The sequence below is a fragment of the Gilliamella apicola genome (assembly GCF_003202915.1).
GTDB lineage: Bacteria > Pseudomonadota > Gammaproteobacteria > Enterobacterales > Orbaceae > Gilliamella > Gilliamella apicola_Q.
The window spans coordinates 19,516-39,757 of record NZ_QGLP01000003.1 but is presented as its reverse complement, the minus strand read 5'-3'; the positions used below and the strand labels follow the sequence as shown (position 1 = coordinate 39,757).

The following is a 20,242-nucleotide window of genomic DNA, read 5'->3' as shown; positions in this document are numbered from 1 at the left end:
ATTCTCTGTATATAAGTCTTAAATATTCAATTTCAAGCCCTTATTTTGACAAAGATATGTAATTGTTTTCACATAGATGGGAACATTATTATTAATATCAAGGGGGCAAATAAAAATAATTTTTTTATAGACCTTGATTCCGATAATCTCACCTCTTATTATTGCAACCCATTTTTATTATTGTGTTTAAAAATAGGAATTTTATGCAACAAACTAAACTTGCCAATCCGGGACCATTGGGTCTTATGGGATTTGGTATGACAACAATTTTATTAAATATTCATAATGCAGGCTTTTTTTCGGTTACCACAGCCATCGTTGCTATGGGTATTTTTTATGGTGGACTGGCTCAAGTGATTGCCGGAATTTTAGAATTCCGTAAAGGCAATACCTTTGGCACCACAGCTTTTACTTCATATGGTTTTTTCTGGATAGCATTAGTCGGTATTTGGTATTTACCAACTTCATCAGCAACGGTAAACACTGATGCAACTTTTTTAGGTATTTTTCTAGCATTGTGGGGGATTTTTACCGCCTTTATGTTTATCGGCACCTTAAAAGCAAATCATGCATTGCAATTTGTTTTTGCTAGCTTAACGGTTTTATTTGCTTTATTAGCAATCGGTAACATCTCTGGTAACCATGACATTATTCATATTGCCGGCTTTGAAGGCATTATTTGTGGTGGGAGTGCAATTTATCTTGCTATGGCTGAAGTTCTCAATGAGCAATACGGCCGTACAATTTTACCAATTGGCGCGGCAAAAGGCGCAACACATTAAGCAATATTTTTTTGTGATAATAGCATTGTGAGCATTAAAAACGGGGAAATATCCCCGTTTTTTATTTTTCTTTACAATACTATTTATTTTTTATAAGCATCATTATGGACACCAACTGCTGCACGACCTGATGGATCATTTAGATTTTTAAATGACTCATCCCATTCAATCGCTTTCGCTGTTGAACAAGCAACGGTTGGACCGCCCGGTACACAATGTGCCGCACTTTCAACTGGGAATAGTTCGTCAAAAATTTCACGATACATATACGCTTCTTTTGAGGTTGGCGTATTGTATGGGAAGCGGAATTTTGCGTTTTCTAACTGTTGATCGGTAATTTTGCTTTCAGCAATCTCTTTTAAGGTATCGATCCAACTGTAACCTACACCGTCAGAGAATTGCTCTTTTTGGCGCCATACTACTGAAGCCGGTAAGTAAGATTCAAAGGCTTCACGGACAATGTGTTTTTCCATTTTACCGTTACTACCACACATTTTATCTGTAGGGTTAATGCGCATTGCAACATCTAAGAATTTTTTATCTAAGAATGGTACCCGAGCTTCGACACCCCAAGCCGCCATTGCTTTATTAGCACGAGCACAATCATACATATGAAGTGCAGCTAATTTACGAACGGTTTCTTCATGGAACTCTTTTGCATTTGGCGCTTTATGGAAATACAAATAACCACCAAATACTTCATCGGCGCCTTCGCCTGATAGAACCATTTTTATACCCATTGCTTTGATCTTACGCGCCATTAAATACATTGGCGTTGAAGCACGAATGGTTGTTACATCGTAAGTTTCGATGTAGTAAATGACATCGCGAATCGCATCAATACCTTCTTGAATAGTAAAGTTAATTTCGTGATGAACGGTGCCTAAATGGTCAGCAACAGCTTGCGCGGCTTTCAAATCTGGCGCACCTTTTAAACCTACTGCAAATGAATGCAATTGTGGCCACCATGCTTCTGATTTTTCATGATCCTCAACGCGACGCGCAGAAAACTTTTTGGTAATCGCAGAGATAACTGAAGAGTCAAGTCCACCTGATAATAAAACCCCATAAGGCACATCAGACATCAGGTGGCTTTTAACAGATTCCTCTAATGCAACACGAAGTTCATTGATATCAGTTTTGTTATCTTTGACATTATCGTATTCCATCCAATCACGTTTGTAATAGGTTTTGATTTCACCTTCAGTGCTAGATAAATAACAGCCTGGAGGGAAAGCCTCAATAGTTTTACAAACTGGGACTAATGCTTTCATTTCAGAGGCAACATAAAATGTGCCGTTTTCATCATATCCCATATACATTGGGATAATACCGATATGATCACGACCAATAAAATAAGTACCTTTATTAATATCATAAAGGATAAACGCAAACATACCTTGTAAATCATCAAGACAATGAATACCTTTTTCTTGGTATAAAGCTAAGATCACTTCACAGTCAGATCCTGTTTGAAACTCATAACGATCTTTATACTGATTTCGGAGTTCTTGATGATTATAAATTTCGCCATTTACCGCTAAAACGAGTGTTTTGTCTTTATTATAAAGCGGCTGAGATCCTGTATTAACATCTACAATTGATAGACGTTCATGGGCTAAAATAGCTTTATCAGAAGCAAAAATACCAGACCAGTCAGGTCCACGATGACGTTGTAGACTTGATAGTTCTAATGCTTTTGTTCGTAGTTGTTCTGGATCTGATTTAATATCAAGAATACCTAAAATCGAACACATTGAATTTCTCCATTTAAAATCGTTAAAACGATACTATTTACTAATAAGATTTATTTTAAATATTATTACAAGCAAAGCATAAAAATGACAGCATACACATTATTGGTTAACAATTAAAGTACAATATCATTATACTTTTTCTATTTCAGTAAAAGTTGACTATTATTTTTTTAACCATTGCCCTTGCTGTTTAATATATTGACCAGCTGGTGTTTTTTCTTGTGCTTTAGTTCCTGCTCTATTTTGAACTTCCACTAATGGCACATTACTTTGAGCTGATACTTTTTGATACTCTTGTTTACGAGCCTGATTAATTAACTGGGCAATTTCGCTGGCATTACCTTCATTTTTTACTACCCCTAAATAACCATCAGCTTGTTCTCCCACTAACCCATTGGCTTTAGCTTGGCCTAGTGAATCAATCGCTTGATCTAAATTTAAAGCAAATACTGGCAAAGCTAAGGTGATTGATAATAATGCTACTGTTGCTTTTTTATAGATATTCATAACAGACTCCTTATTAAATACATCATATTAAAATGAGATGAATATGTGTAAAAACGATTAAACTTTAAATCTTTCGCTGTAAAGGTCAGTTTCATTAACCAATAACAACAAATACTATTATCAAGTTAATATAATCCTGATTTATTGATAATATTATCTAGGGCTTTATCCACTTTGATATTAATTTCGTGATCAATTTTAACGTTCAAATTGATATTAATTGGTTCGTTAGGCGCTTGTACTTTAACCGTTGGCGTACAACCCATTAGTACAGCACTACACACTATAATAGTAATAATATTTTTAAGCATAGATTAACCTCTTATCTATCAAGATTTCCTTTTTAAATACGCTTCAATACGTTTTCGAATAGGTTCGTTTATTTGATCAGCAAGTTGTAAACTGATTATTAATTTTGCAATATTTTCTTCAAGATTAATATTTAAATTTACTGCTTTATCATTCTCAACATCACGGTTACTTCCTTGAATGTTTAGTCCTAATTTAGCAATTTCATTGGCGTAATTAACGGTACCAGATAATTTAGTATAATGAAAATTCTTAATAAGATCAGTGAGAATTTTCATATTAGGATTTGCAAGCGCGTAATTTTTCAGGGCAGAATTATCGAACCGCAAGGAACCTTCATTAACCGTAACTAATTGACCATTTTTGATAATTACTTCCGTTAAAGCCGACCCTTTTTTACTCGATGGTAATAGTGTTACCGGCAAAGTTCCATCAATAGCGCCATCACCAGCTAAACCTTCCGCCGGATATTTAGCAAAGATATCCTTTAATTGTAACTTTTTTAACCTTAAATTAAATTGTTGAGGTAATTTAGCAAAGTTCAATTGTCCTTTATCAAGAAAAACTAAACCAGAAAAAATAGTAGCTTGAGCTAATTGCCATTTTACAATACCGTTAAGCGGTTTATCTAAAGATGCCAAATAACTACCAGCAAGTTTAACTTTCTCGAAACTTACACCAATATTAACTTCTTGAATAGTTAGTGACGAAGTCGAAATAGAAAGTTGATTATTTTTTACTAAAATGCTGATATCACCAACTGCAGATTTAATTGCACTCGCTTTATATATCCCATTAAATTGGTTGATAATTAACGCCACATTACCATTGATCTGTCTTGATTGGAATGGAATCGGTATGACTAATTCAAATACAAGTTTACCAACTAGTTTTTGCACCAGTAAATCATCTGAAAATTTAGCTTTATCGATATTAAGTAATGCTTTGTCGCTACTTTTTAAAGTAAGTTGTTTATCGGTTAAAACTCCGCTAAATGGTAAAGTTAAATTACCTTTTTCGATACCAAAGTGGTGTAAAGAGGTAGTCAAAATGCCACTTTCAATGACAAAACAAGAATGAGATTGATTGAATGAGACATTGCCCGCAAGCGTTGCCATATCCTGAGTATTGCTTGCTAGATTGAGCTCAATAGTGTTTTGATTTTTAGTGGCTTCAACCTTTAGATTAACTAACTCATTTTTTTGTTGATAAAATTTTAACGAATCGACTTTAATTGTTTTCGGTAACCAATAAATGACGGTAGATATAAGCGAAGAGTTGAATCGGGATTGCTCGAGTTGTTGGTTAACATTATCTGCCACCTTTGGCAAAGTGGATTTGTCAGTTAACCCGATAGGTTGCCAATAAATATCAATACTTTTTGCAGTTAAAGTTGACCAAGATAGTTTAATATTGTTTGCTTTTAACGATAATTGTGGTTGTTGAGAAATACTGAGTTCAGCAAAAGATAATCCGTCAAGGCTGATATCGAGACCTTGCCAGTCTACAGAAAGATTATGTTCATCCTTAAATGCTAGCCAATATCGCCAACCATATAAGCTTACTATTACTATAATAAGTAATATAATGGCTGGAATCCAATAACGTTTCTTTAAGCGAGTCATCATAAACTCTCTATAAGTGAGTCGCCGAATATTATCGGCGACGGAATATGATTATGCTTGAGTTTGCTCTCTGTTAGCAATATAAGCTAATGCTTTGTCAATTCTTGCTAATGTGCGTTTTTTCCCAACAGCATAAACCGTTGCATCAACAGAAGGTGATTGACCTATCCCCGTTACTGCAACACGAAGTGGCATACCGACTTTTCCCATACCAACTTCAAGTTCAGTTGCGGTTTCCTCAATAGCATGATGAATTTTATCAATTTGCCAATCGAAATCGGAAATCGCTTCAATTTTGGCTTTAATTGCTTCTAAAGGTTCTTTGGCGACCGGCCGTAAATGTTTTTTAGCCGCATCACTATCAAACTCATCAAAATCTTGATAACAATAATGACATGATTCAGCCATCTCTTTTAATGTTTTACAACGTTCACCAAAGAGTTTAACGATAGTAATTAAATCTGGACCTTGGGTTAAATCATAACCTTGTTGATTCATATGCCAAACTAAATGTTGGGCAACATAATCAGCATCTAAATGGTTAATATAATGATGATTTAACCAGAGTAATTTTTCAGTATTAAAGGCACTGGCTGATTTGCTAACGGCTTCTAGCGAGAAGAAATCAATCATTTCTGGTACTGAAAATATCTCTTGATCGCCATGCGACCAACCAAGACGAACTAAATAGTTAAGCAAGGCTTCTGGCAAATAGCCATCATCACGATATTGCATCACGCTCACTGCGCCATGACGTTTCGAGAGTTTTTGACCATCATCACCTAAAATCATCGATACATGACCATATTCAGGCAGTGGTGCCCCTAATGCTTTTAAAATATTAATTTGTCGAGGGGTATTATTGATATGATCTTCACCACGAATCACATGGGTGATTTCCATATCCCAGTCATCAACAACAACACAAAAGTTATAAGTTGGAGAACCATCAGTACGACGAATGATGAGATCATCAAGCTCTTTATTGGCAATTTCGATCGGTCCACGAATTAAATCATTGAAAATCACAACGCCATCAACCGGATTAGCAAAACGAACAACATGCGGTTCGCTATGGGAATGTTGTTTTTGCACTTCATCACAACGGCAATGGCCATCATAACGTGCTTTTTCGCCTTTAGCCATTTGCTCTTCACGCAATTTTTCTAGGCGATTTTTTGAGCAATAGCAACGATAAGCCGTTCCCTTCGCCAACATTTCTTCAATAACTTGATTGTAGCGATCAAAGCGCTTAGTTTGGAAATAGGGACCTTCATCCCATGATAATTTTAACCAGTTCATACCTTCCATAATCGCATCAATGGCTTCTGGTGTTGAACGTTCAAGGTCGGTATCTTCAATACGCAATACAAAGGCGCCATGTGCATGGCGGGTATAAAGCCAAGAATAAAGCGCAGTACGAGCACCACCAACATGTAAGTAACCTGTTGGGCTTGGCGCAAAACGGGTTTTAATTTTCATGAAATAATCCTATAAATAACAAAAAAGAACACTAGAACATCAATTCGTCACTCGCGCTCTTTTTTATTCAAACTTTTCCCGTAAATGGGAAAGACAATAATATTTTGTGATAAATTAGATTTAGTTGCCTATTCTAACATGCCAAAAGGTTTCAGCAAGCCACTAGTCAAAGGCATAATCAGTAACTTATTTTAACTATTTACTCAATATATATTCTAATATAAAAAAACACACTATATACTATCGGATGAAGTTAATTTAAAAATTAATGCGCTTCATCCCAATTATTACCTACACCGACGTCTACTTTTAATGGTACTGACAGTTGGTAACAATTTTCCATAATTGATTTAATCAATGCACTATATTCACTCACCAACTCTTCTTTAACCTCAAACACCAGTTCATCGTGCACTTGCATCACCATTTTGATATTACCGGTCGGTTGATTTTTTATCCACTCACTCATCTTAATCATAGCGGTTTTGATGATATCTGCTGCAGTACCTTGCATTGGCGCATTAATTGCGGCACGTTCAGCTCCTCGTTTTTCAATAGCATTGCCAGAAATGATTTTTGGTAAATATAATCGTCTTCCTGATAGAGTTTCCACATAGCCTTGTTGTGCTGCCAATTGGCGTGTTTCCTCCATATAAATTTGTACACCAGGATAACGTTCAAAATAACGATCAATATAGAATTGAGCTTCTTTACGAGGAATATTAATTTGTTTCGATAATCCAAAAGCACTCATACCATAAATCAAACCGAAATTGACCGCTTTAGCGCGTCGTCGCTCTTCGGCTGTCACATCTGCTTCTGGTTTACTTAATACTTCACTCGCGGTTACTCTATGAATATCTTTATCATTAGCAAAAGCGCTAAGCAGACTTTGATCTTGTGATAAATGCGCCATAATGCGCAACTCTATTTGCGAATAATCGGCTGAAATAATCTTATAATCTTGTGGTGCAATAAATGCTTGCCGAATTCGCCGCCCCTCTTCATTACGAACTGGAATATTTTGTAAATTTGGATCATTTGATGACAGCCGTCCTGTTACCGTACCAATTTGGTTGTAATTGGTATGAATTCGGTGGTCGATTGGACTCATCATCAAAGGTAATTTATCAGTATAAGTATTTTTCAGTTTTGCCAAGCTACGATAAAACAAAATTTTACGTGGTAAAACATATTGCTCAGCAAGCTCACTGAGCACATCTTCACTCGTTGATGGATCACCTTTTGGGGTCTTTTTTAATACGGGTAGTTGGTGTTTATCAAATAAAATAGCTTGGATCTGTTTTGGTGAAGAAGGATTAAATTTTTCACCCGCTAGAAATTGCAATTCAGCTTCTATTTCTAGCATTTTTTTATTTAATTCTGTGGAATACTCATTTAACTGTTTAGCGTCAATTAACACCCCTGTTCTTTCCATATCGGCCAACACAATCGCCAGTGGCATTTCAATATCGGTAAATAATTTGGTGAGCTTTTGGTCTTTTTCCAGTTCCGGCCATAGTTTCTGATGAAGTTGCAGAGTAACATCGGCATCTTCAGCGGCATACTGTGTGGTTTTTTCAACCTCAATAGCATCGATGGTGACCTGTTTTTTATCCACCTTGGTTAATTCATTATAGGTAATAGTTTTAAGATGCAAATAACGATTTGCCATACTATCCATATCGTGTCGTTCAGTACTGTTTAACACGTAAGACTCTAACATGGTATCATAAGCAATACCTTGCACATGGATACCATAATTAGCTAACACACTATAATCAAATTTGGCATTTTGAGCGATTTTTTTAATTTTAGGGTTTTCTAATATTGGTTTTAACTTAGTTAATACCTCATTTAATGGTAATTGATCTGGCACACCAAGATATTGGTGATTAATTGGAATATAAGCAGCTTGATGAGGTGTAACACTTAGCGATATGCCAACCAATTTAGCATGAATATGGTCAACATTATCCGTTTCAGTATCAAAAGCAAACTGCTGACAGTTAGCTAATTTACTGAGCCAATCATCGAACTGCTCATGGGTTAATATGCATTGATAATCGGTGTCAATCTTATCTTTAACGGTATCGCTTTTCTGTGAGAACAACGACATATTATTAATATCAGTAGCCGTTAGTTTTTGTTGTTTTAAAAAATTACCCGCTATTAATTCTTTTTGCCAACGATGAAAACCATAATAAGCGAATAATTCGACTAACTTATTTACATCAATATCTGTAACAAGTAGTTGTTCATTGGTAAAATCTAATGCCACATCGGTTTTAATGGTTGCTAATAGATAAGAAAGCTCAGCATCTTTTTGATTGTCTATTAATTTTTGCTTTAATGATTTAGCGCCTCGAATCGATAATTTTTCAATATCATCTAAATGGTTATAAATATCTTTTACACTATCAAAAGCGGTTAATAAAGCCTGTGCTGTTTTTTCTCCAATCCCTGCTACACCTGGTATATTATCGGAATTGTCGCCTCTTAATGCTAAATAATCGATAATTTTTTCTGGCGGCACTCCAAATTTATCCATAACACCTTGCGGATCAAGCACTGTATTATTCATAGTATTAATCAGTGTAACTTTATCACTCACTAATTGCGCTATATCTTTATCCCCAGTACTAATGAGTACCTCAAGATTTTCTTTTTCTGCTTGTCTGGCTAAAGTTCCTATTACATCATCAGCTTCAACACCATCAACGCAAAGCAAAGGCAATCCCATTGCTTTTAAAATAGTATGAATTGGTTCGACTTGTGGGCGTAAATTCTCAGGCATTTCGTCACGTGTTGCTTTATATTCGCTATAAATTTCATTTCGAAATGATCCACCTTTGGCATCAAATACTACTGCAATATGGGTAGGATTATATTGATTCATCAAACTACGAATCATATTGATAACCCCGAAAATAGCCCCAGTTGGTTCACCTTTGGCATTAGTTAAAGGAGGACAAGCAAAAAAAGCTCGATAAAGATAAGAAGAGCCATCAACTAAAATAATTGGCGTATTATTTGGCATTAATAGTTACCTAAAAAATGTTATTTTATGCAATTGTTATCAGTATAACCTAATTAGTAGTAATATTCTTGTGGACCACGATAATATAGTATAAAAATATTCGCTATAGCTAACGCTTTATCCTCAATTGATTGGTTAAAAATACTGTATATCGCTATATCTGTATTATATAATGCGATATCTATTTTCGTCTGAGTATTGAATAAATGACAGAATTAAGTCTTGCTGCGCAAGAAGTCAAAAAAGCACTAGCAGCTAAAAATCTTGAAACCCCATCATGTCGTTTACCTATGGACAGTAACGAACGGAAAACCAAAATTGAAGAACATTTCCGCGAAATCATGAAACTCATGGAGCTGGATTTGAGTGATGATAGCCTTAGCGAAACGCCACATCGCGTTGCCAAAATGTATGTTGATGAGATCTTTTCCGGACTTAACTATCATAACTTTCCCAAAATTACCCTGATTGAAAACAAAATGCAGGTTGATGAAATGATTACCGTTCGGGATATTACTTTAACCAGCGTTTGTGAACACCATTTTGTTACCATTGACGGAAAAGCTACCGTTTCTTATATCCCAAAAGATAAAGTGATCGGTCTATCGAAGATTAATCGGATTGTTGAATTTTTCTCCCAGCGCCCGCAAGTACAAGAAAGATTAACCCAACAAATTTTGGTTGCCCTGCAAACATTATTAGGAACAGTCAATGTTGCCGTTTCAATTGACGCTACCCATTATTGTGTGAAAGCTCGTGGTATTAAAGATTCCAATAGTTTAACCACCACCACCGCATTAGGTGGGGGATTTAAAACGAATCCTAGTACTCGACAAGAATTTTTAAGAGCGCTAAAACACTATTAACAAAATCATCAGAAATATCCAGTAGCAAAAATGCCAAAACGCTTGGTATCCACATCAAGCGTTTTCAATTTACTCATCACAGAATTTTGCTTATCTAAAAGCCCTATTGATATTAGGTGCATCTTTGCGAAAGATTGGTATAATCCACAACTATTTATGTTAAAACATCACAATTAATAACACGCTTTCATGAAGATAATCCGCGGTATAGCTAATTTAAACAATCAATTTTCTCAATGTGTACTTACATTGGGCAACTTTGATGGCGTGCATTTAGGACACCAACAATTAATTAACCATTTAATAGAACAAGGTAAGAAATTAAACTTGCCAACAGTGGTTATGTTATTTGAACCTCAACCTTTAGAGTTTTTTAGCAAACAAAATGCTCCGGCAAGATTAACGTCATTTAAAGAAAAAGTGCAGTTAATCGAAAAACTCGGTATCGACTATATTATCGCGGTTCCATTTACCCAAACCTTTGCCAATATGTCAGCCGCAAATTTTATTCAAGATTGGTTGATAAACCAATTACAAGCTAAATATATTGTTATTGGTGATGACTTCCGGTTTGGCCATGAGCGTAAAGGTGATATCACTCTTTTACAACAGTATACGCATAATAATCAATTTGCCGTAGAAAGTATGCCAACGTTTGTATACAACACATTAAGAGTCAGCAGCACAGCGATTCGTGAAGCTTTATTTAATAGTGATTTTAAATTAGCTCATTGCCTTTTAGGCCGCGATTACGCAATTCAAGGCAAGGTGGTTCATGGCAATGCGTTGGCAAGACAATTAGGTTTCCCGACAGCCAATATTCATTTAAATCGCAGTAAGCCAGCTTTGCAAGGCGTCTATTTGGTTAAAGTCAGGAATTATTGTGATGATCAACATTATCATGGTATTGCCAATATCGGTATCAGACCAACTATTCAAGGTAAAAAAGCGATTTTAGAGGTGAATCTATTTGACTTTTCAGGTGATATTTATGGACAATATTTAGACGTTACCTTTGTTCGTAAATTACGCGACGAGAAAAAATTTGATTCTCTAACCGATTTACAACAACAAATTGCACAAGATGTTTGCACTGCGCAACAGATCAGTGCAAAATTAACCAATTAAAAAGTAGTATCAACAAAATTAACTGGAATAAATTAGCATGACAGACTATAAAAATACATTGAATTTACCGGAAACCGGATTCCCTATGCGAGGTGATCTTGCTAAACGTGAACCGGCAATGTTGCAAAATTGGTACGATAAAGAACTTTATCGCAAAATCCGTCAAGTGAAAAAAGGTAAAAAAACCTTTATTTTGCATGATGGCCCTCCTTATGCAAACGGAAAACTTCATATTGGTCATGCCGTTAATAAAATAATTAAAGATATTATTATCAAATCAAAAGGCTTGAGTGGTTATGACTCCCCGTATATTCCAGGATGGGATTGTCATGGTTTGCCGATTGAGCAAAAAGTTGAAGAACAAGTTGGTAAACCTGGCGTAAAAGTAACACCGGCCGAGTTTCGCCAGATTTGCCGCGATTACGCTGCTTCACAAGTTGAACTACAAAAAGCTGATTTTATTCGTATGGGTGTACTTGGCGATTGGCAAAACCCATATCGTACAATGAACTATGATACTGAGGCGAATATTATTCGGGCTTTAGGTAGAGTGATTGAAAATGGTCATTTAGTCAAAGGTGCTAAACCAGTTTATTGGTGTACCGATTGTATGTCAGCGTTAGCTGAAGCCGAAGTTGAATATTATGATAAATCATCACCAGCAATTGATGTCAAATTCCGAGCCACCGACAATCAAGCGGTAGCGAGTAAATTTGGTATCAATACCGATTTAACCATTTATGCCGTTATCTGGACCACTACACCATGGACACTTCCAGCTAGCCGAGGAATTGCACTTAATGCAACAGTAGAATATCAATTAGTCCAAATCAATGATAAAGAGTGCTTAATTTTAGCTGCCGATTTAGTGGAATCAGTAATGAAACGCGCTGAAATAACTGATTGGAAAATCTTAGGCGCTTGCCAAGGTGATGCGCTTGAATTATTGCGATTCAAACATCCGTTCCTCGATTTTGATGAGCCAATTGTACTTGGTGAGCATGTTACGGTTGATGCTGGTACTGGTGCTGTGCATACTGCGCCAGGTCACGGTGCAGAAGACTTTATCGTTGGTCAAAAATATGATCTTGAAGTCGCTAATCCTGTTGGTGGTAATGGTTGTTACTTACCTGGAACTGGCGCTGGTTTAGATGGCTTATTCGTTTTTAAAGCCAATAAAGTAGTAATTGAATTATTAAAAGAACATAATGCATTACTACACTTTGAAAATATTGAACATAGCTACCCATGCTGTTGGCGACATAAAACCCCTGTTATCTACCGTGCAACACCACAATGGTTTATCAGCATGGATAAACAAGGTTTACGTGCACAATCACTAAAAGAGATTAAACAAGTTCGTTGGATTCCAGATTGGGGACAAGCTCGAATTGAAACCATGGTAGCTAACCGCCCTGATTGGTGTATCTCACGTCAACGTACCTGGGGTGTACCAATGACGCTATTTGTACACAAAGAGACTGAAGAGTTACATCCAGACACATTACAGTTAGTCGAAAAAGTGGCGAAATTGGTGGAGCAAAACGGTATTCAAGCATGGTGGGATGCCGATATTAAAGATCTATTAGGCCCCGATGCGGATGATTATCGTAAAGTACCAGATACGCTAGATGTATGGTTTGATTCAGGTTCAACTTTTTACTCTGTTGTCGGGGTTCGTCCTGAATTTGCTGGCCACGAAGCCGATATGTACTTAGAAGGTTCAGATCAACACCGTGGTTGGTTTATGTCTTCGTTAATGTTGTCTACGGCAATTGATAACAAAGCACCTTATAAACAAGTATTAACACATGGCTTTGTGGTCGATGGACAAGGTCGTAAAATGTCTAAATCGCTAGGTAATATCGTTACACCACAAGAGGTAATGAATAAATTAGGTGCCGATATTCTACGATTGTGGATTGCTTCAACCGATTATTCGGGTGAAATGAGCTATTCGGATGAAATTATTAAACGTGCCGCCGATAGTTATCGTCGTATTCGTAATACCGCCCGTTTCTTACTGGCTAACTTAAATGGCTTCGATCCAGCTAAAGATATGGTTAAACCAGAAGATATGGTTGTACTTGATCGCTGGGCAGTCAGTGTGGCAAAAGAGGCTCAAGAACAGATCATTCAAGCTTATGAAAACTACGATTTCCATAGAGTTGTACAACGCATTATGCAATTTTGCTCAATTGAGATGGGTTCATTCTATTTAGATATTATCAAAGATCGACAATATACAGCGAAAAGCGATAGTATTGCGCGCCATAGCTGTCAAACGGCTTTATATCATATTGCGCAAGCAATGGTTCGTTGGATTGCACCTGTTTTATCATTTACTGCAGATGAAATTTGGCAATATCTACCTGCAACAGAAAAATCAGAATTTGTGTTTGAAGATGAATGGTACACATCACTATTCAGCCTGTCTGAGAGTGAAACACTAAATAGCGCTTACTGGGCACAAATTTTAACTATTCGTAGTGAAGTGAACAAAGTGTTAGAGCAAGGTCGTAATGATAAAGTTATTGGTGGATCGCTTGAAGCTGCTGTTACACTTTATGCCAATAGCGAAATTGCGACAGCACTAGCTAAATTAGAAAACGAATTACGGTTCGTATTACTGACTTCACAAGCAAGTGTGAAACCTTTAGAAAACGCGCCACAACAAGCGGTACCAAGCGATATTCAAGGTCTAAAAATTGAGCTTGTTAAAGCCCAAGGCGATAAATGCCCTCGCTGTTGGCACTATACCGTTGATAACAACCCAACTACTCACTTATGTAAACGCTGTGAAGAAAATATTCATGGTAATGGTGAAGTTAGACATTTTGCCTAAGTGATAAAAAATAAACCGGGCTATAAACATAATATTATAGCAATTAAGTATACTTACCGCCGACGATTGTCGGCGGCATTATTATAATGAGAACTATATGAAAAAAGATACCGGACTTTACTGGTTATTATTTGCGGTAATCGTTTTTGTGATAGATATCGCAAGTAAGTTTTGGATTCTTAACCACTTTTTCTTATATGAATCAGTAAATCTTTTGCCCTTCTTTTCGATCACCTATGTACACAATATCGGGGCTGCTTTCAGTATTTTTGAAGGTCAGCGTTGGATGCTTGCCGCAGTGGCATTTGTTGTCAGTGTAGTGATTGTCTATATGCTATACCGCAATAACCGACAACAAAAATTAGAAAACATTTCATTAGCGTTGATTTTAGGTGGCGCCTTAGGAAACCTGTTTGATCGGCTTTATCATGGCTTTGTGGTCGATTTTCTAGATGTCAATTTTGGTGATTGGCATTATCCAACTTTTAATATTGCCGATTGTGCAATTTGTTTAGGTATTGGATTATTCATCCTAGGCAATTATGCAAAACCCCAAAAAACAGTCTAACATGCAGATTATATTAGCTAATCCTCGTGGCTTTTGTGCCGGCGTTGATCGAGCTATAACTATTGTTGAACGCGCACTGGAACTATTTGGTGCTCCGGTTTATGTTCGCCACGAAGTTGTGCATAACCGCTACGTAGTTAACCGCCTTAAAGAGCTAGGCGCAATATTTATTGAAGAGATCCATGAGGTACCGGACGGCAGTATCCTTATTTTTTCCGCTCATGGCGTATCTAAAGCGGTTCGTGATGAAGCAAAATGCCGTCAACTACGCATATTTGATGCTACATGCCCATTAGTAACCAAAGTTCATATGGAAGTCGCCAGAGCGAGCTATCGAGGTGAAGAGGTTATTCTTATTGGTCATGCGGGTCACATTGAAGTTGATGGCACGATGGGACAATACAGTAACCCTGCAGGTGGCATTTATTTAGTTGAATCGATTGAAGATGTAGAAAACTTACAAGTCAAAAATGATAGTCATCTCTGTTTTACCACACAAACCACCTTATCGGTTGATGATACAGCAGAGATTATTGAAGCGTTAAAAAATCGATTTCCCAATATTCGTAGTCCCCGTAAAAACGATATCTGTTACGCAACCACCAACCGTCAACAAGCGGTTAAACAGTTATCATCACAAGCCGATATTGTTTTAGTCGTTGGTTCTAAAAATTCATCAAACTCAAATCGATTGGCTGAACTTGCACGGCGCAACAGTAAAAATGCCTACTTAATCGATTACGCCTCTGACATTAACCTAGAATGGTTGACCAATGCTCGAAGAATTGGTGTAACCGCTGGTGCATCTGCCCCAGATATTTTAGTCAAACAAGTTATTGATCATCTAAAAGGTTTAGGCTGTACATCAATGATTGAAACCGAAGGTATTTCTGAAAATATTACTTTCGAAATTCCAAAAGAGTTACGCATTGAAATTAAAACAACAGACTAAGAAGAATGGGTCAGTTGCTTAAATTTTTCCAATAACTCTTCTTGGCTTTCCACATGGTCTGGATCTGCAATAATTGCATTTTGAATCGGACAAACGCGTTGACAAGTTGAATGATCATAATAGCCTACGCATTCGGTGCATTTATTGGGATCAATTTCATATGTATCAAACCCCATCGAGATGGCTTCATTTGGACACTCAGGTTCACACATATCACAATTAATACACTTATCAGTTATTTTTAACGCCATTGCTATAATATCTTTAACGAATAAAAAATTTGCGCCATTATAACGCAATAGCAAATAAATCCTAATACGGATCCACGTTAACATTGAGCATTGACAAAATTTTTGCAAAAATTTTTGAGGATCGGGGTTGGGCAAGTTCTAAAAATTACCCAAAGTAAGCGTTACTAATCAAATAAATATTGATCGTAACGCTTATTGATATTTATTATTGTGGAAGTTTATAGGCTTGACGTGCGAGTAGTTTCCAATCACTATCAACTTTTTTGAAGACTAACATCACACCAATTTTTACTTTACCGATTTTACCACTATTGTTGGTATCAGCAGAAAAAACGTGCCTAACAATGGCGGTATCACCTTCAGTCGTGATGGTTTGATCTTGAAATTCAAGCGTGGTAAAACCAGAACGTCCACTGACTATTGCATCAACAAATTCTGCTTTATTCTCAATAATAGCACTAGAATGGCCATAAGTTAATGAAGGTAATGCAACATTTTCTAACTGTGCTTTATCGGCACTAAGCATGGCTAATCGCATAGTTTCTACAGCTTGTTCTACCGTGCTTTGATTTGGAGTAGCGGCATGACTATAACCAATTGATAACACGATAACTAACATAAAACTTAAAATTTTTTTCATACTATTTCTCCCTAATTACTTTTGTTTATTCACTTTTTGACGAAGGAATTAACTCTTCCTCATTTTTAATTAAATTTGGATTGAATTTTTTTGCCCAAATTGAAGTGATAATTGGTACCACAACTGATGTAACAATCACACTTGTAGCTACCATTGCCGTTGCCGCAGAAGCAACAGGAGCAAACTCAGGTACCATTTCAGCAATCAATAAAGGTGTTGCCACAGCGGCCCCTGCAGAACTCGAGGCAGCAACCCCCGCGGTACCATTTCCTTTACCAAGAAATTTATCAGATAAGATAAGCGGAATACCGGTAATAACTATGACTAATAAGCCTAATAAAATTCCGGCTAAACCTGTTTCAAAAATAACCTGTAGTTTTATGCTATTACCTAGTGCAAAAGCAAAGAACGGAATTAATGTCTGTACTGCGTTACCAAATAATTTTCGAAGATCAGAGTCTAAATTACCAAGCATAAAACCAATTAAGAAAGGTAATACCGCACCAACAAACAGTCTTGGTTCAAATGAAGCAACGCCAGAAGTCCCCAAAATAACCATTGTCATTAGTGGGCCTGATTCTAAAGACATTAATACAAAAGCACCGGCTTCTTCTTTTGAACCATACTGATTCATCAAAGCAGCATATAAACCACCATTAGTCATATCCATTGAAGCAACTAAGGCAAGAATTGAGAAACCAGCAAATATGCCACCTTCTACCATATAACCATTCGTCCAAAAAGTACCGGCAATAAGGGCTACAAACCATGCGGTCGCGATTTTAGTGACGACTAATACACCTGATTTTCTTAGCATCATGCCAGTAGCTTTAAGCTCAATAGAAGCTCCCATACAAAAAAACCATACGGCTAATATAGGTACTGTTCCTGAAATTAATCCATTAGAAAAAGATCCTAAATATTTTCCTCCACCAGGAAAAACCGTATTACATAAGGCGCCAAGAAAAAGAGGAATTAACATTAATCCTCCTGGGACTTTATCAATAAACTTTTTTATTTTCATTTATACATTCCTAAAAATTAACAATATGATTTAAATAAATTAATTTAACTTACATAAAAAACACTTTAAGCAAAATTACATATTCGGAATATCATTCCTTTTTTGAATATACAAAATAATAAAATAAAATCAATTTTGATTCTTAATTTTGTGATAAACATCACCAATTAAAAATCAACATATTATTTTTTAATATTATTTTTTTAATTGATAAATTAATTAAATTAACAAACTCGATTGAATATTGTTTATAAAAGCTAGCGATAGAAAAAATAGTAAAAAAACGCCAAACAATAAAATATATAAATAAAAACAAAATAAACAAATGGTTAATATTTATGATGTTAATAATGGATTAAAATTTTATGTGACGCAGATCACAATAAATAATAAATGAAATATCATTCTTTTAAATTCTTAATTATGATTATTTCGGAATGATATTCCATTTAACAGAGGTAAACGAATGAAGATTTATATTACAGATTGTGACCATGAATCCATGGACATTGAAAAAAAGACTTTTACTAAAGAGGGTGTGGATTTTGAAATCTTAAACGTCACACAACCCGAAGATATTATTCGATCTTGTCACGATGCAGATGCATTGATTTTACAATATGCGACTATTTCCCATAACGTATTGAGTTCTTTAAAAAATTTAAAAGGTGTTGTCCGTTATGGTGTTGGTGTTAATACCATTGATATTGAGTCAGCAACTAAAAATAACGTAGCGGTTTGTAATGTCCCTGATTATGGAACAAATGAAGTTGCTGATCACGCCTTGGCTCTTATTATGGCTTTAGCCAGAAAGTTGCCATTGTTGATAAAAGATACAAAAAGCAATATTTGGGCTTATGAAAAAGCTATTCCTATTTATCGATTACAAGAACAAACTGTTGGCATTGTTGGTTTAGGAAGAATTGGCTTGTCATTAGCCAAAAAACTTCATGGTATTGGATTAAAAGTAATTGGTTTTGACCCGTTAGCTAAAAAAGAGCAACTTCCAGATTATATCGACTTTGTTAGTTTAGACGAGTTATTAGCCCACTCAGATATTATTTCGCTTAATTTACCATTAACAAAGAGCACCGAGAACTTAATTGATAGTAAAGAATTCTCAAAAATGAAAAGCAATTGCTATTTAGTTAATACCGCAAGAGGCGGCATTGTAAATGAAGAAGCGCTTTATCAAGCATTATTAAATCATACCATCGCTGGTGCAGCGCTTGATGTATTTAAGCAAGAACCGCCAACAGATAGAAAATTATTCAGCTTAGATAATTTCATTGCTACGCCTCATGCTGCTTGGTATTCAGAACAATCTCAACAAGATTTAAAAAGAAAAGCGGCTGAAGAAGCAATCCGCTTAGCAAAGGGTGAAAAACCACTCTATTGTTTAAACAAATAAGAATATCTATCAATTACAGGATATAAAACATGAAAGCGATAATTTATAAAGGTCCAAATGATGTAGCTTGTGAGCAAACCGTTGAACCGGTAGTTAATGAAAATGAAGTATTAATAAAAGTAAGTCATGCGGGAATTTGTGGTTCTGATCTTAATATTTATTTAGGGGTACATCCTAGAGCCAAAGCACCATTAGTATTAGGTCATGAATTTTCAGGTTATGTCGTTAATGGCGATGAGCAATTACCAACTGGAACTAAAGTATGTGTGCGCCCACTTATTTCTTGCGGTAAATGTTCTGCGTGTGAATCAGGTAATAGTCATGTCTGTAAAACACTTAAACTTTATGGCATCGATACCGCTGGGGGGATGGCTGAATATGTGAAAGTAGATAGAAGTAAAATTCATGTTTTACCAAATGATTTTCCGATGGATTTGGGGGCTTTTGTTGAACCATTAGCGGTAGGTATTCACGCTGTAGCAAGAACACCTTTTAAGATAGGTGATAGCGTTGTTGTGTTTGGTGCTGGCACAATTGGCCTTTGTGTAGCAAGTGTGCTGAAACTAGCTGGCGCCAAACAAGTGATTGTTATTGAAACCAATGATTTCCGCATTAATTTAGCTAAAGATCTCGGTTTTACGGTGATCAACCCGAAAAAAGATGATGTATTAAATACAGTATTAAAATTAACCAACCAAGTCGGTGCTGATATTGTTTATGACTGTGCCGCACACCCTTCTGTTGCTTTGCAATTAACTGATTTAGTCAGAGTTCAAGGTACGATTGAAATTGTTGGTTCATATAAAAAACCTACAGAATTTAAATTACTCGACATTGAGTTTAAAGAACTCAACATCATTGGTACCAGAGTGTATGAAGCAAGGGATTTTGAAACTGCAATCCAATTCATACAACAAGATTTTCCATATAAAAAATTACTCACCATATTGCCTCCAGAGGAAGCAAAACAAGGATTTGCTAATGCTTTAACCGGTGAAAACGTAATTAAAACAATATTTAAATTTTCTGATTAATAAGATTATAAATTTAAGGTA

At 36.0% G+C, this 20,242-nt stretch carries 17 protein-coding genes; 8 read left to right on the top strand and 9 right to left on the bottom strand.

What is annotated here, in order from left to right:
* Positions 1–203: 203 nt before the first annotated feature.
* Positions 204–782, top strand: a complete 579-nt coding sequence (satP, locus tag DKK79_RS00350) for an acetate uptake transporter (protein WP_110422400.1) — start codon at positions 204–206, stop codon at positions 780–782.
* Between the two features lie 83 nt (positions 783–865).
* Here the strand turns inward: satP and asnB are convergent, their stop codons facing one another.
* From asnB to polA, 6 genes are all read right to left on the bottom strand, one after another.
* Positions 866–2,539 carry an asparagine synthase B gene (asnB, locus tag DKK79_RS00345; RefSeq protein ID WP_110422399.1) on the bottom strand — a complete coding sequence of 558 codons (1,674 nt, stop codon included), beginning with the start codon at positions 2,537–2,539 and terminating at the stop codon, positions 866–868.
* 162 nt (positions 2,540–2,701) lie between these two features.
* Positions 2,702–3,046: a YdbL family protein gene (locus DKK79_RS00340; RefSeq protein WP_110422398.1), complete on the bottom strand. Its 345-nt coding sequence runs from the start codon at positions 3,044–3,046 to the stop codon at positions 2,702–2,704.
* 125 nt (positions 3,047–3,171) lie between these two features.
* Positions 3,172–3,357 (bottom strand): YnbE family lipoprotein, encoded by a 186-nt coding sequence (locus DKK79_RS00335; RefSeq protein ID WP_110422397.1) that lies wholly within the window; start codon positions 3,355–3,357, stop codon positions 3,172–3,174.
* Positions 3,358–3,375: 18 nt separating this feature from the next.
* Complete coding sequence (locus DKK79_RS00330) at positions 3,376–4,983, bottom strand: intermembrane phospholipid transport protein YdbH family protein (protein ID WP_110422396.1); 1,608 nt, start codon at positions 4,981–4,983, stop codon at positions 3,376–3,378.
* Positions 4,984–5,031: 48 nt separating this feature from the next.
* Positions 5,032–6,462, bottom strand: coding sequence for a glutamate--tRNA ligase (gene gltX / locus DKK79_RS00325; RefSeq protein WP_110422395.1), 1,431 nt, complete (start codon positions 6,460–6,462; stop codon positions 5,032–5,034).
* 265 nt (positions 6,463–6,727) lie between these two features.
* Positions 6,728–9,502: a DNA polymerase I gene (gene polA / locus DKK79_RS00320; RefSeq protein WP_110422394.1), complete on the bottom strand. Its 2,775-nt coding sequence runs from the start codon at positions 9,500–9,502 to the stop codon at positions 6,728–6,730.
* A 206-nt stretch (positions 9,503–9,708) separates the two neighbouring features.
* Between polA and folE the strand changes: the two genes are divergently transcribed.
* The 5 genes from folE to ispH all read left to right on the top strand — a co-directional run bounded on the left by folE (position 9,709) and on the right by ispH (position 15,861).
* On the top strand, positions 9,709–10,368 hold the full coding sequence (gene folE / locus DKK79_RS00315; RefSeq protein ID WP_110422393.1) for a GTP cyclohydrolase I FolE: 660 nt from the start codon (positions 9,709–9,711) through the stop codon (positions 10,366–10,368).
* Positions 10,369–10,557: 189 nt separating this feature from the next.
* Complete coding sequence (gene ribF, locus DKK79_RS00310; protein ID WP_110422392.1) at positions 10,558–11,496, top strand: bifunctional riboflavin kinase/FAD synthetase; 939 nt, start codon at positions 10,558–10,560, stop codon at positions 11,494–11,496.
* Between the two features lie 37 nt (positions 11,497–11,533).
* Complete coding sequence (ileS, locus tag DKK79_RS00305; protein WP_110422391.1) at positions 11,534–14,341, top strand: isoleucine--tRNA ligase; 2,808 nt, start codon at positions 11,534–11,536, stop codon at positions 14,339–14,341.
* Positions 14,342–14,438: 97 nt separating this feature from the next.
* Complete coding sequence (gene lspA, locus DKK79_RS00300) at positions 14,439–14,909, top strand: signal peptidase II (RefSeq protein WP_110422390.1); 471 nt, start codon at positions 14,439–14,441, stop codon at positions 14,907–14,909.
* Position 14,910: 1 nt separating this feature from the next.
* A complete protein-coding gene (gene ispH, locus DKK79_RS00295) occupies positions 14,911–15,861 on the top strand; it encodes a 4-hydroxy-3-methylbut-2-enyl diphosphate reductase (RefSeq protein WP_110422544.1) in 951 nt (316 codons plus the stop codon).
* Here ispH and DKK79_RS00290 read toward each other — a convergent pair.
* The 3 genes from DKK79_RS00290 to kdgT all read right to left on the bottom strand — a co-directional run bounded on the left by DKK79_RS00290 (position 15,858) and on the right by kdgT (position 17,776).
* Positions 15,858–16,112 carry a YfhL family 4Fe-4S dicluster ferredoxin gene (locus DKK79_RS00290; protein ID WP_110422543.1) on the bottom strand — a complete coding sequence of 85 codons (255 nt, stop codon included), beginning with the start codon at positions 16,110–16,112 and terminating at the stop codon, positions 15,858–15,860. The genes ispH and DKK79_RS00290 overlap by 4 nt on opposite strands.
* A 205-nt stretch (positions 16,113–16,317) precedes the next feature.
* Complete coding sequence (locus DKK79_RS00285; RefSeq protein ID WP_110422389.1) at positions 16,318–16,752, bottom strand: nuclear transport factor 2 family protein; 435 nt, start codon at positions 16,750–16,752, stop codon at positions 16,318–16,320.
* Positions 16,753–16,777: 25 nt separating this feature from the next.
* A complete protein-coding gene (gene kdgT / locus DKK79_RS00280) occupies positions 16,778–17,776 on the bottom strand; it encodes a 2-keto-3-deoxygluconate transporter (RefSeq protein ID WP_110422388.1) in 999 nt (332 codons plus the stop codon).
* 466 nt (positions 17,777–18,242) lie between these two features.
* Here kdgT and DKK79_RS00275 point away from each other — a divergent pair, with 466 nt between their 5' ends.
* The gene (locus DKK79_RS00275) at positions 18,243–19,187 is read left to right on the top strand and encodes a C-terminal binding protein (RefSeq protein WP_110422387.1); all 945 of its coding nucleotides are present in this window, start codon (positions 18,243–18,245) and stop codon (positions 19,185–19,187) included.
* A 29-nt stretch (positions 19,188–19,216) separates the two neighbouring features.
* Complete coding sequence (locus DKK79_RS00270) at positions 19,217–20,221, top strand: zinc-dependent alcohol dehydrogenase (protein ID WP_110422386.1); 1,005 nt, start codon at positions 19,217–19,219, stop codon at positions 20,219–20,221.
* Positions 20,222–20,242 lie beyond the last annotated feature (21 nt).